Here is a 12063-nt window from a genome sequence, read left to right on the forward strand (position 1 = left end):
GCGTCCGGCTTGGCCGCATTACGCTGCCCCATGCCTGCTGCCGATCCCATTCCGTTCGCCGCCGTCAACGATGACGAGGGCCAGAAGCTGCCCGCCAACGTGGAGGCGGAGGCCGCGTTCCTGGGCGCCGCGCTGATCGACAACCGGGTTATCGAGGAGATGAACATCCATCTCCTGCCCGACCATTTCTTCGAACCGCTGCACAAGCGCATCTACGAAAAGATGCTCACCCTGCTCGACCGCAAGGCGGTGGTCACCCCGGTCACGCTCAAGCCCTATTTCGAGGCGGACGAGGGGATGAAGGCGCTCGGCGGGATCAACTACCTCGCCCGGTTGACCTCCGATTCGCAGGGCCTGATCGCGCCGTGGGACCTGGCCGAGCAGATCTACGATCTCGCCCTGCTGCGCCAGCTCGTCAGCGTCGGGCGGCAGCTCGTCACCGATGCGATGGACACGTCGGAAACCGTCGATCCGATGCAGCAGATCGAGCAGGCCGAAAGCGCGCTCTACAAGGTGGCCGAAGGCTCGACCACCGGGACCGAGACGCAGAGCTTCGCGATGGCGACGCGCACCTCGATCAAGATGATCGAGCAGGCGCTCAATTCCGGCGGCCATGTCGCGGGCGTCACTACTGGCCTGTCTTCGGTCAACCAGAAGCTGGGGGGCCTCAAGAACTCCGACCTGCTGATCCTTGCCGGGCGTCCTGGCATGGGCAAGACCTCGCTCGCCACCAACTTCGCCTTCAACGCCGCCAACCGCCTGCGCCGCGACCTTGCCGACGGCATCAGCGAGGAGGAATCGGTGGGCGCGGCGACCGCGTTCTTCTCGCTGGAAATGAGCGCGGACCAGCTTGCCACGCGTATCCTTGCCGAACAGTCGGGCATTTCCTCGGAAAACCTGCGCACCGGCAAGATCAGCCGCGAGGATTTCCAGGCCCTGTCGCGCGCAAGCCAGGAACTGGCCGAACTGCCGCTCTACATCGACGACACCCCGGCGCTGACCATCGCCGCGCTGCGCGCCCGCGCCCGGCGGCTGAAGCGCAAGCACAACATCGGCTTCATCGTCGTCGACTACCTGCAACTGCTGCAGGGTTCGGGTCGCGCCAACGACAACCGCGTCAACGAGATCTCGGAAATCTCGCGTGGGTTGAAGACGCTGGCCAAGGAACTGAACGTGCCGGTGATGGCGCTGTCGCAGCTGTCGCGCGCGGTCGAACAGCGCGAGGACAAGAAGCCAATGCTGTCGGATCTTCGCGAATCCGGCTCGATCGAACAGGACGCGGACATCGTGCTCTTCGTCTATCGCGAGGATTACTACGTCAACGCGCTCGAACCCAAGTTCCCGGACGAGAACGACCCGGCCGACGTGCACGAGAAATGGGAAGCCTGGCGCGCGAGGATGGAGCAGGTGACCGGCATCGCCGAACTCATCGTCGCCAAGCAGCGCCACGGCTCGACCGGACGCGTGCGAATGCGGTTCGAAGCGCGGATCACCAAGTTCTCCGACCTCGCCGAAGACCAGTTCGGGGATTACGAGTAAGGCGGCAAATTCCCATTCGGTTTGCCCGACCGGTGTGCTATCGCTTCGCTCGCGGGCCGGTGCGGACGCCCGCACAGGTGCTCCGCGCACTCAAGCTCCGCTCCCAAGAGCCGTGTCGCACGGCCAGGAGCCGGTATGCCCGAGGTCGAAGAGCCCGCGATCCCACGTTTGTCGCTGCTTGCGCTGTTCGCGAAATTTCTGCGTTTCGGCCTTCTCGCCTTCGGCGGACCGGTCGCGCAGATCGCGATGATCCGGCAGTCGCTGATCGAGGATGAGCGCTGGATCACGCCCGCCCGGTTCAATCGGCTGCTGGCGGTGATGCAGGTTCTGCCGGGGCCGGAAGCGCACGAATTGTGCGTGCATATGGGCATGATGGCGCGCGGCCGCATCGGCGGGGTGATTGCCGGGCTGGGCTTCATGCTTCCGGGGTTCGTGCTGATGCTCGCCTGCGCCTGGGCCTACGCCCAGTATATCGACGGGCGGGCGATACTCACCGGCGTCCTGTTGGGCGTGCAGGTGGCGGTGCTGGCGGTCATCGCGCGGTCGGTGCAGCGGATCGGGCAACATATACTGATCGATGCGGCGCTCTGGGGAATTGCCGCACTCGCCACCGTCGCCACCTTGGCCGGGGTGCCGTTCTGGGTCGCGCTCGCCGCCGCGGCGCTGGCCTGCTCGCGTCCGGCCCGGCCCGCCACGGCGGTTGCCGTGACAGCCGCCATCGTCCTGACGGCGTGGCTCACGCTGCCCGCGTCCGACGGTGCAGCACTGACCGGCACCTCCCCCGCATTGCAGCCAGCAGGGCTTTTCGTGCTGTTTCTTGCCGGCCTCAAAGGGGGTCTGCTGACCTTCGGCGGCGCTTACACGGCAATCCCGTACGTCCGCGCCGACACGGTCGGTCGCGGATGGCTGGGCGATGGTGCGTTTCTCGATGGTGTTGCCATCGCCAACATGCTTCCCGCCCCGCTCGTGATCTTCGCCACTTTCGCGGGTTATCTGGCGGGCGGCTTCCCCGGTGCGCTGGCGACGACGGCGGGCATGTTCCTGCCCGCTTTCGCCTTCAGCCTGATCTTTTACGAAAGGCTGGAAATGGTCGTCGATCGCCCCCGGCTGCATCGCGTGCTCGATGGCGTGGCGGCCGCGGCGGTGGGGATCATCGCCGCCACCCTCATCCAGCTGGCGGTCGCTGCGTTTCACCGGCTGGAAATGCCCTGGCTGGCCATGCCGATCCTTGTCGCCGCAAGCGTCGCAGCCTGGCGGCTGAAGGGCAAATGGGTAACGCCCGCGATCGTGGCAGCCGGGGCCGCCGCGGGCGGTATTCTGTTGACCTGAACGGGAACCGGCAACCATTCGCCACACCGGCCTGGCGGGGCGGGAAATTTTGCGCTGTCCTACACGTCGTGCAAGCGCCATGCTCACCGCCGCTCTTTGCCATCGTCAGCCTCCGGTCGAAAACCTGTCACCCGTGACGCCTCTGCCGAAGGCCGCACGAACCCTCGGCTATTGGTGTCTTGCGGCGGGTGACAGGGTGTCGCCTTTGTCACCCACGGCCTCCCGGCAGGCGGGTGGGCGCGCGGCTAGAGACCCAGGTTGAGCCGGCGGCTGACGGTATAGTCGAGCACGCCGACGAGAAACCAGGAAAGCCGCCAGCGCAGGCGGTTCCACCAAGTCGCGCGCACCTCGTGCACCTCCGGCGTGATGGCGAGCGAGGCGTCGGCGTGCTGCGCGATGAACGCGCGCATCCGCTCGGCCAGCGAGGCATCCTCGATCAGCACCATCAGTTCGAGATTGATGTAGAGGCTGCGCATGTCGAAATTGGCGCTGCCGATATAGACCCGGTCATCGAGCACGATCAGCTTGGTGTGCAGCTTGCAGGGCACGAATTCCCAGACCATCGCGCCTTTCCGGAGCATCGGGCGATAGAGCGCGCGCGCCGCGCCGATCGTCGCGCCGTTGTCGCTCTTGCCCGCCAGCACCAGTTTCGTGTGCCCCTTGGCGGCGATCCGCGCGATGCGCCGCACCAGCCGTCGCGGGGGCGAGAAATAGGCCATCATCATGTCCAGCCGCTCGCCCCGGATGAGGTCGTTCGACACGCAGCGCGCCCAGGACGACAGGCCCCGCGTCGGTCCGCCCACCAGCAGTTGCACCGGCCCCTCGCCCGCATCCCATTCGCGCACGATGCGCCGGATCGTGCGCCAGCGCGGGCGCGGCTGCGACACCCAGCCCTGCATCCTGTCGAACCAGCGGTCGAGCATGGCGACGAGGCTTCCCTCGATCACCACGCCCAGGTCGTTCCAGCCGTTGGCCTGCGGCGGGTCGAAATAGCTGTCCTCGACATTGAAGCCGCCCACCATCGCCCGCGTATTGTCGGCGATCACCATCTTCTGGTGGTTGCGGATGAGGTAGCGCTGCGTCCAACGGGAGGAAAAGCGCCAGACCTCGCCGCCCGCGTCGCACAGCGGCTGGAAAAACGCGTCGCTCGCCGCCGCGCCGAAGCCGTCGATGACCAGCTTCACCTCCACCCCGCACAGCGCAGCCTCGACCAGCGCGTCGCGAACCCGCCGCGAACTCGCATCCTCGGCAAAGATATAGAAGCACAGGTTCAGGCTGGCCTTTGCCGAAGCGATCAGGTCCAGCAGCGCGGCGAGCCGGTCCGCCCCGGCGGGGTAGAAGGTCAGCGCCTGTCCCTGCGCCGAAAATTCGAAGGGGGGCGGATCGCGGTAGCCCGGCTCTTCCATCTTCGCCGGTTCGAGATCTGCGGGGGTGGCATCCATCGACCCGATGTGGACCCTGCCGCGCGCCGCCGCAATCCTTGACTCGCAGCGCCTTGGCCCCTAATTGCGGCCCTTTCCCGTATTCGAAGCTTTTTACGGAGTGCCCCATGGCGCGCGTTACTGTCGAAGATTGCGTCGACAAGGTTCCCAACCGGTTCGACCTCGTCCTGCTCGCCGCGCAACGCGCGCGCGAGATTTCGGCCGGTGCCGAGCTGACCGTGGACCGCGACCGCGACAAGAACCCGGTCGTCGCCCTGCGCGAGATCGCGGAAGAGAACGTCCATCCCAAGGACCTGAAGGAAACCCTGATCCAGGGCCTGCAGAAGGTCGCGGTCGACGATGACGACGAAGTCGATGAAATCGGCTCGCTGTCGCGCTCGGCGGAGGCGCTGCGCCTTACGGCCGCCGCGCCCACGCGCAACAATTCGCTGGGCGGCGACTACGACGGCTGATCGCTGACGCCACCGGCAAGAAGAAACGGGGCGGTCCTGCGGGGCCGCCCTTTTTCGTCGGGCAAGATCGCCTGCCACCTTTCTCCGTGACGCCGGTAAAGCTACACTCTGCGCCGGACAGGGAACGGACGATGAATGCCGATGCGATAGAGGGACTGGGCGGCGTGGTCGAGGGCGGTGCCATCGCACGCGCGGTCGAGCCGGGACACGGCGCCGCGCCTAACCCGCGCGACGGTCGCGCCGGCGCAGGCCATTTCCACGAGACCGCCTGTCTCAACTGCGGCGCGGATCTCGCCGGTGCCTATTGCGCGCAGTGCGGCCAGCATGCCCACCTGCACCGGACGATGGGCGCATTCTTGCACGATCTCGTCCACGGCGTGCTCCATCTCGACGGCAAGACCTGGCAGACGGTGCGGATGCTGGCGCTGTGGCCCGGCAAGCTGACCCGCGACTACATTGACGGGCAGCGCGCCCGCTACGTATCGCCGATGGCGCTGTTCCTCTTCGCCATATTCGCCATGTTTGCGGTTTTCTCGATCTCCGGCGCGTCGCAAGGCGCGCTGATCGGCGAGAGCGCGGCGGTGAACCTGGAACAGGCCAGCGCGCAGACGCAGCGCCAGCGCGATGCAGCGCAGGCCGAACTCGACGCGATGGCCGCCGACGATCCCGACCGCGCCGAGACCGAGGCGCGGATCGCCACGCTCGACCGGGATCTCGCCACGATCAAGACCATCCAGGTCGGCAAGGTGGAGGATTTCGCCGTAGAGGCCGAGGAAAGCGCGATCGGCCCGCTGGTTCACAAGTGGCGGGAGAATCCGCGGCTGATGCTCTACAAGATGCAGTCGACGGGCTACAAGTTCTCGTGGCTGCTGATCCCGCTGTCGCTGCCGTTCGTCTGGCTGCTCTTCGCCTGGAAGCGGCGCTTCGGGCTCTACGACCACGCGGTCTTCGTGACGTACTCGATCTCGTTCATGTCGCTCTTGTTCATCGCGGCGAGCCTGCTGTCCTTTGCCGGGGTGGCGGGCGATGCGCCGATCCTGATCGCCTGCCTCGTCGCGCCGCTCCATCTCTACCGGCACGTCAAGGGCGGCTACGAGCTTGGCCGCGCCGGCGCCTTGTGGCGCACCGCCGCGCTGCTGATCTTTGCCTTGGTCGTGGTGATCCTGTTCCTGCTGATCCTGCTCGCCCTCGGCGCGATGGGATAGCGCGGTGTCCTTTGAAATTGCGGGCTCGCGGCAGGCGCGCATGATCCGCCAGATGATTACCCGGACCCTCGTCGCCGTGTCCGCGCTTACGTTGCTGGCATCCTGCATCACCTTGCCGCATCGCCCTACGCCGGGATGGCAATGTCAGACGCAGGCACCCTCCGGCCATGCCCGCGCCTCTGCGGACCTTGCGACGGACGGCTCGCTCATCCTCGCGATCTGGTCGTGGAACATGCCCGGCTACGCGCCACCCTATGCCGTCGCGGCCTATTCGGGCGACGGCAACGCGCGCCGCTACGACGCGCCGACGACCGGCGTGGTGCGCCTGCCGCCAGCTTCGGGCAAGGCCGAAATGGCTCTCGCCCATATGCCCGGCGAGGCGGGATGGCAGGCAGCCATAGCGCGGGGCAGGGCGAAGGGCCTGCGCGACGAGGTTACGATCGACTGGGACCGGCTGACCGTTCTGGCCAAGCAGTCGGAGCCGCTGTGGGTCCTGCGCCGACACGCGACCGGACTGGTCGAGAGTGTCGAGGTTTCCAAGGAGGAGATCCTGGCCGGCGAGCACGCTCTGGCCGAAGTTCGGGCGGAATTGGCTGCTATGGTCGCCGATCCCGCCAATCGATGCGTGAAAGTCGACGACCTCTACCCCGAGATCATCGTGACCTGACCCAGTCAGTCGGTCCCGTCGAGCTTGCCGTCACCTTGGCTGAGGTCGGTCTGCTCGTCATTCTGCAACTTGGCCTGAAGCTTTTCGGCGCCTTCGCTGATCTTGTCGGCGGCGACGATCGCGCCTTCACGCGCCGCGTTTTCGACCACCTCGGCATTGTCGCGCGTGTCGTCAGCGGCCTTCTGTGCGAAGTCCTGCGCGTTTTCCTCGGTCCGCTCCGAGCACGCGGAGAGACCCAGGGCCGCAGTCGCGGCGATCAGGGCGGTCAGGGTCTTGCGCATGTCAGGTGTCCTCGTCGTAGTTCCGTCTGGTAACGGGACTACGCGGGGTGACACGGCTCGGTTCCCCGGCCGCCCTTCGCGGATCATGCCCCCTGCGGTGCGGTGCCGCCGAACTTGCGTCCGGCCTTCGGCACGCCGATCGCGCCGGTGCCGACCGGGCGACTGGGGCCCTTGGGCGCGTCGGGACGGTCGATCTTTCCGTCGGCCAGCAGCTGGTTGATCTCTTCGCCGTTCAGCGTCTCGTACTCCAGCATCGCCTGCGCCAGCAGGTGGAGCTTGTCCTCCTGCGTCTTCAGGATGTCGGTCGCCCGGGCATGCGCATCCTCGACCAGCTTGCGGATCTCGGCGTCGATGAGCTTGTTGGTCTCCTCGCCCGCCATGGTCCGGCTGGTCTGCCCCATGCCGAGGTAGCCTTCCTGACTCGCCTCGTACTGCAACGGGCCCAGCTTGTCCGACATGCCCCACTTGGTGACCATGTTGCGGGCCAGGTCGGTGGCGTACTGGATGTCGCTCGACGCGCCGGAACTGACCTTGTCGTAGCCGAAGATGATCTCCTCGGCGACACGGCCGCCCATCGCCACGGCGAGGTTCGCGTGCATCTTGTCCCGGTGGTACGAGTAGTTGTCGCGTTCCGGCAGGCGCATGACCATGCCCAGCGCGCGGCCGCGCGGGATGATCGTCGCCTTGTGGATCGGGTCCGATGCGGCCTCGTTCAACGAGACGAGCGCGTGGCCCGCTTCGTGATAGGCGGTCATCTTCTTCTCGTCGTCGGTCATTACCATGGAGCGGCGTTCCGCGCCCATCATGACCTTGTCCTTGGCGTCCTCGAACTCTTGCATCGCGACGAGGCGCTTGTTGCGCCGCGCGGCGAGCAGCGCCGCCTCGTTGACGAGGTTGGCGAGGTCCGCACCCGAAAAGCCGGGGGTACCGCGCGCGATCGTGCGGCTGTTGACGTCGGGCGCGAGCGGCACCTTCTTCATGTGGACCGACAATATCTTCTCGCGACCGTCTATGTCGGGCACCGGAACGACGACCTGGCGGTCGAAACGGCCCGGGCGCAGCAGCGCGGGGTCGAGCACGTCGGGGCGGTTGGTCGCCGCGATGATGATGATACCCTCGTTCGCCTCGAAGCCGTCCATCTCGACCAGAAGCTGGTTCAGCGTCTGCTCGCGCTCGTCGTTCGAATTGCCGAGGCCGTGGCCGCGATGGCGGCCGACCGCGTCGATTTCGTCGATGAAGACGATGCACGGCGCGTTCTTCTTCGCCTGTTCGAACATGTCGCGCACGCGGCTCGCGCCGACGCCGACGAACATCTCGACGAAGTCGGAACCCGAGATGGTAAAGAACGGCACGCCCGCCTCACCGGCGATGGCACGGGCAAGCAGCGTCTTGCCGGTACCGGGCGAACCGACCAGCAACGCGCCCTTCGGAATCTGGCCGCCCAGCTTGGAAAAGCGCGAGGGGTCCTTGAGGAACTCGACGATTTCTTCCAGCTCCTCGCGCGCCTCGTCGATGCCGGCGACATCGTCGAAGGTGACGCGGCCCTGCTTTTCGGTGAGCAGCTTGGCCTTGGACTTGCCGAAGCCCATCGCGCCGCCCGCGCCGCCACCCTTTTGAACCTGGCGTAGGGCGAAGAACGCGATGCCCAGGATCAGCAGGAACGGCAGCGACTGCGCGAGGATATAGAGCAGGAGGTTCGGCTCTTCGGGGGCCTTGCCTTCATACTTCACGTCGTTTTCGGCGAGCAGCGTCGTCAGCGTTGGGTCGGTGCCGACGGGAATGGTGCTGAAGGCTTGGTCGTTCTTCAGCGTGCCGGTGATCCGGTCGGGCGCGATCTGAACGTCGCGGACCGAGCCCGATTCCACTTTCTCGCGGAAGTCGGAATAGGCGATCTGCGTGCCGGTGGGCGCCGCGCGGTCGCCGAACATCGAGACGACGAGGAGCAAGCCGAGGAAGATGCCGCCCCAGATCATCAGGCTTTTCAGCCAGGGATTGCCGGAGGGCTGCGGATCGTTTTCGTTCATGGGCGTGGGACTCACCTTTCCTACGGCAATGTAGGGTTCGCGCGGTGAATGACAAGCGAACGAAACCGCGCGATGTCGGCGTTCGGGCCGGCGGGCTCAGCCCTCGCTGCGCGGCGGTGCGGCGGTGAAGTGCCAGACACCGGCACGCGGGGTGCACATCACCCCGGCCAGCGTCGCCTTCTCGCCGCTTTCCAGCGTGTCGAGCAGGCGGGCAACGTCCTCGCCGCGTGGCGTCCCCTCGGTCGCGTACCGGGCGACGATCTCTTCCAGCACGCGGAAGCGGACCGAGCGCGGGCCGGCCGGATTGTAGGCAAGTTGCCGCCCGTCCTCGCTGAGGTTGGTCTGCGCGGCGAATTCGTGGCGGGCGGCGAATTCCAGCACGTCGGCCATGTCGCGCAGGTGAACCGCGCTGGCCGCGAGCCGCATCGGGTCGAGCCAGTCGGCCTGCGCGAGACCCTGGCGGATGCGGGCGCGGTCGTAGGCGGGATCGGCGTTGGTCGGATCGTCGACCGGTTCCAGTCCGGCGCGCTCGACAATGCTGGCGAGGTCCGCGCGGGACAGCGACAGCAGCGGCCGGATCAGCATGACGTCGTTGCGGCCCGGCATCAGCGCCCGGTCCCGCATCGCGCCCAGCCCGCGCAGCCCCGATGCGCGGTTGAGGCGCATCAGCAGCGTTTCGGCCAGGTCGTCGGCGTGGTGCGCGGTGGCGACGAAGCGGATCTGCTCTCGCGCCGCCCACGCCCCCAGCGCGGCGTAACGCTCGCCCCGCGCCCGGGCCATGACGTTGCCGCCTTGCGGAACGTGGACATGGAGCGTTTCGTGCGGGATGCCGAAATCGGCGCAAAGTCCGGCGACATAGGCGGCCTCCTGCGCCGCTTCGGCTCGCAGTCCGTGGTCGACCGTCGCGACGCGGATCGCGGTGGGAATGATCTGCTGCGCAATGACCAGCAAGGCGAGACTGTCCGGCCCGCCCGATACGGCGAGGCCGAGTGGCTCGCCCTCGGTCAAGCCGAGGCGCCCGCATTCCTGCGCAAAGCGGACCGGCAGGTTCATGACGTGATGCTGTGCCTCCTGATCGCGCCGCTCCCGCTATGCCTTATGGCCTACTTGCAGCCCGCCTTCTTTGCGGTTTCTGCCGAGAGCCCGGCCAGGCGACCGCCCGCCTCGCTGGGGTAGACGAGGCGAAATTCCTCGAGCGCCTCGCAGGCCTTGGCCTTGTTGCCCAGCTGCATCGTGGCGATGGCGAGATAGACGAGGCTGTCGGGGGCCCGCGCACCGCCGCGGTTGTCGAGATAATTCTTGAGGAAGGCCTCTGCCGCCGGACGCGGCTTGCCATCGTCGAGGTAGGCACGCCCCAGAAGGTTCTGCGCGTAGCTCGCCTTGGAATGCTTGGGGAATTCCTTGACCGTGGCGGCGAGCTGCTTCTGCGCGGCGGCGTAGAACTTCGCGTCCCACAGGCGGTAGCCGTAGCTGTAGGCATCCTCGCCCGCATCGCCGGTGTTCGGCTTCTCGATGTCCGCGACGGTCAGCTTTGCCGGGGCCGCAGCGGGCGGAGTGGTGGGGGCGGCCGGTTTGGTGAGCGCCGCGGGGGTGGCCTTGATCGGAGCGGAGGCGGCGGGCGCGGGCGTCGAGCCGATGCCGCCGTCGGGTTCGACCGGGATCGCGTCGAGCTGGCGGGCCTTGGCCTCCAGCGTGTCAATCCGCGCGCTCATCACCCGCAGCGCGTTCTGGTTGACCTCCGTCTGCGCGGTCAGCGAGGCGAGCGCCGCCTCGACCGCGTCCATGCGGGTGAGCAGATCGGTGACTGCGCCGGTCGACGGAGCGGGAGCGGGGGTCGCGGCCTGCTGCGGCACGATCTCGGCCTCGAAGTACTTGCCGTCGGCGCCGGGGAAAACCTTGCGCTGCAGCGCCTTCACCTCGGCTTCGAGCTTGCGGATGCGGGCGGCGTCGTCCTGCGCGGCGGCGGGGATCGGCGCCAGCAGCGAGGCCGACAGCAACGTACCCAGCAACAGGGCCGGTACGCGTCCGGCAAGACCCGAATGGCGGCGGGCCGGATGGTGGGGGGCCGGATGCCGGGAGGCAGAACGGGCGGATTTCATGAAAACGGACCTCTCTGGTGCTCGTGTGTGGGGCCGTCGTGCCAAGGTCTTGCCAAACCGGCGCTTAACGGCCCCTGGAAGAACGGACGTCATCCGGCGGGCGCGCGGGGCTGGCCGGGGACGGGTGTCGCAGGTGTCGACTGGCGCGCGGTCAGCGAGGCGGCGTCGACCGGAACGTCCCTCATCGTTCGCTGCTCGGTCGCGAGCGGCGGCACCTGGCGCCCGCCGATGGTGATCTTCAGCGCGTCGGGCCGTCCGGTCCACAATTGCGGTCCATCCGCGCCGGCCGGAACCGTGAAGCTTTCGTTCAGCGCCATCTCCTTCTGGAACAGCTGCTTGCCGGTCCGGTCGTAGAACTTGACCCAGACCGCGTCCGCCGTGGCGGTAAAGGTGACGTCGCCCGTCGGTGCAGGGGCCGGGGTCGCTGCCGGTGCGACGCCAGGGGCGGCCGCGACAGTCGGCTGCGGCTGCTCCAGCGCGGGCAGCTCGCTGGCCGGCATGAAATAGCCGCGAAAGGCGAAGAAGCCGACGACGAGGATGATGACGAACAGCGCCGCCACGCCCCAGGCCAGCGCCGCCGAGGGGATGCGCGCCGGATCGCCGGGTTCGAGATAGTCGATATTGCGCGTCGGCACAGGCGCGCCGACGACACCCAGATCGTCGCGCACGCCTTCCACGACCGGCGCTTCGTCGATGCCCAGCGCACGGGCATAGCTGCGTGCGAAGCCGATGGCATAAGTCTTGCCGGGAAGGTCGGCGAAGCGCCCTTCCTCGAGCGCGAGGAGGTGTCGCTTGGCGATCTTGGTCCGTTCGCCCATTTCGTCGAGCGACAGGCCCTGCCGCTCCCGCTCCGCCTTCAGCGTCCCGCCGACGCCGTCGCCGGGAACCGCGGCATCCTCTGATTCGGGGCTGTTGCCGGTATCGATGTCGCCTTCGTCCACTCGCTCTGTGCCCTTGCTGGTATCGCCCCGGCGCAAGGCAAGCGCGCCACACCGGTCAAGTCAAGGCGGCCACGCGGGATTTGC

At 67.4% G+C, this 12063-nt stretch carries 11 protein-coding genes; 5 read left to right on the plus strand and 6 right to left on the minus strand.

Annotation, left to right across the window (positions count from 1 at the left end; genetic code table 11):
- The first annotated feature begins 30 nt into the window (after positions 1-30).
- Both J2X37_RS05730 and chrA read left to right on the plus strand, forming a co-directional pair.
- A complete protein-coding gene (locus J2X37_RS05730; RefSeq protein WP_310018777.1) occupies positions 31-1539 on the plus strand; it encodes a replicative DNA helicase in 1509 nt (502 codons plus the stop codon).
- 135 nt (positions 1540-1674) lie between these two features.
- Entirely contained in the window at positions 1675-2868 is a 1194-nt protein-coding gene (chrA, locus tag J2X37_RS05735; protein WP_310018779.1) for a chromate efflux transporter, read from the plus strand.
- A gap of 245 nt (positions 2869-3113) precedes the next feature.
- Here chrA and J2X37_RS05740 read toward each other — a convergent pair whose 3' ends face one another.
- Positions 3114-4310: a phosphatidylserine/phosphatidylglycerophosphate/cardiolipin synthase family protein gene (locus J2X37_RS05740; protein ID WP_310018781.1), complete on the minus strand. Its 1197-nt coding sequence runs from the start codon at positions 4308-4310 to the stop codon at positions 3114-3116.
- A 107-nt stretch (positions 4311-4417) separates the two neighbouring features.
- Between J2X37_RS05740 and rpoZ the strand changes: the two genes are divergently transcribed.
- The 3 genes from rpoZ to J2X37_RS05755 all read left to right on the plus strand — a co-directional run bounded on the left by rpoZ (position 4418) and on the right by J2X37_RS05755 (position 6634).
- The gene (rpoZ, locus tag J2X37_RS05745) at positions 4418-4762 is read left to right on the plus strand and encodes a DNA-directed RNA polymerase subunit omega (protein ID WP_310018784.1); all 345 of its coding nucleotides are present in this window, start codon (positions 4418-4420) and stop codon (positions 4760-4762) included.
- Between the two features lie 131 nt (positions 4763-4893).
- Positions 4894-5967, plus strand: a complete 1074-nt coding sequence (locus J2X37_RS05750; RefSeq protein WP_310018785.1) for a DUF3667 domain-containing protein — start codon at positions 4894-4896, stop codon at positions 5965-5967.
- Between the two features lie 40 nt (positions 5968-6007).
- Complete coding sequence (locus tag J2X37_RS05755) at positions 6008-6634, plus strand: hypothetical protein (protein ID WP_310018787.1); 627 nt, start codon at positions 6008-6010, stop codon at positions 6632-6634.
- 5 nt (positions 6635-6639) lie between these two features.
- Here the strand turns inward: J2X37_RS05755 and J2X37_RS05760 are convergent, their stop codons facing one another.
- From J2X37_RS05760 to J2X37_RS05780, 5 genes are all read right to left on the minus strand, one after another.
- A complete protein-coding gene (locus tag J2X37_RS05760) occupies positions 6640-6915 on the minus strand; it encodes a hypothetical protein (protein ID WP_310018789.1) in 276 nt (91 codons plus the stop codon).
- Positions 6916-6998: 83 nt separating this feature from the next.
- Positions 6999-8939, minus strand: coding sequence for an ATP-dependent zinc metalloprotease FtsH (gene ftsH / locus J2X37_RS05765; protein WP_310018790.1), 1941 nt, complete (start codon positions 8937-8939; stop codon positions 6999-7001).
- A gap of 96 nt (positions 8940-9035) precedes the next feature.
- The gene (tilS, locus tag J2X37_RS05770; RefSeq protein WP_310018794.1) at positions 9036-9992 is read right to left on the minus strand and encodes a tRNA lysidine(34) synthetase TilS; all 957 of its coding nucleotides are present in this window, start codon (positions 9990-9992) and stop codon (positions 9036-9038) included.
- Positions 9993-10042: 50 nt separating this feature from the next.
- Entirely contained in the window at positions 10043-11038 is a 996-nt protein-coding gene (locus J2X37_RS05775; protein WP_310018796.1) for a hypothetical protein, read from the minus strand.
- An 89-nt stretch (positions 11039-11127) separates the two neighbouring features.
- Positions 11128-11979, minus strand: coding sequence for a RodZ domain-containing protein (locus J2X37_RS05780; protein WP_310018798.1), 852 nt, complete (start codon positions 11977-11979; stop codon positions 11128-11130).
- Between the last annotated feature and the right edge of the window lie 84 nt (positions 11980-12063).

This window comes from Croceicoccus sp. BE223 (assembly GCF_031457155.1).
In the GTDB taxonomy this organism is placed as follows: domain Bacteria; phylum Pseudomonadota; class Alphaproteobacteria; order Sphingomonadales; family Sphingomonadaceae; genus Croceicoccus.

Excerpts from the sequence above, each read along its gene's own strand:
- J2X37_RS05730 (WP_310018777.1), top strand. The coding sequence starts at position 31 with ATGCCTGCTGCCGATCCCATTCCGTTCGCCGCCGTCAACGATGACGAG.
- chrA (WP_310018779.1), top strand. The coding sequence starts at position 1,675 with ATGCCCGAGGTCGAAGAGCCCGCGATCCCACGTTTGTCGCTGCTTGCG.
- J2X37_RS05740 (WP_310018781.1), bottom strand. The coding sequence starts at position 4,310 with ATGGATGCCACCCCCGCAGATCTCGAACCGGCGAAGATGGAAGAGCCG.
- rpoZ (WP_310018784.1), top strand. The coding sequence starts at position 4,418 with ATGGCGCGCGTTACTGTCGAAGATTGCGTCGACAAGGTTCCCAACCGG.
- J2X37_RS05750 (WP_310018785.1), top strand. The coding sequence starts at position 4,894 with ATGAATGCCGATGCGATAGAGGGACTGGGCGGCGTGGTCGAGGGCGGT.
- J2X37_RS05755 (WP_310018787.1), top strand. The coding sequence starts at position 6,008 with ATGATCCGCCAGATGATTACCCGGACCCTCGTCGCCGTGTCCGCGCTT.
- J2X37_RS05760 (WP_310018789.1), bottom strand. The coding sequence starts at position 6,915 with ATGCGCAAGACCCTGACCGCCCTGATCGCCGCGACTGCGGCCCTGGGT.
- ftsH (WP_310018790.1), bottom strand. The coding sequence starts at position 8,939 with ATGAACGAAAACGATCCGCAGCCCTCCGGCAATCCCTGGCTGAAAAGC.
- tilS (WP_310018794.1), bottom strand. The coding sequence starts at position 9,992 with ATGAACCTGCCGGTCCGCTTTGCGCAGGAATGCGGGCGCCTCGGCTTG.
- J2X37_RS05775 (WP_310018796.1), bottom strand. The coding sequence starts at position 11,038 with ATGAAATCCGCCCGTTCTGCCTCCCGGCATCCGGCCCCCCACCATCCG.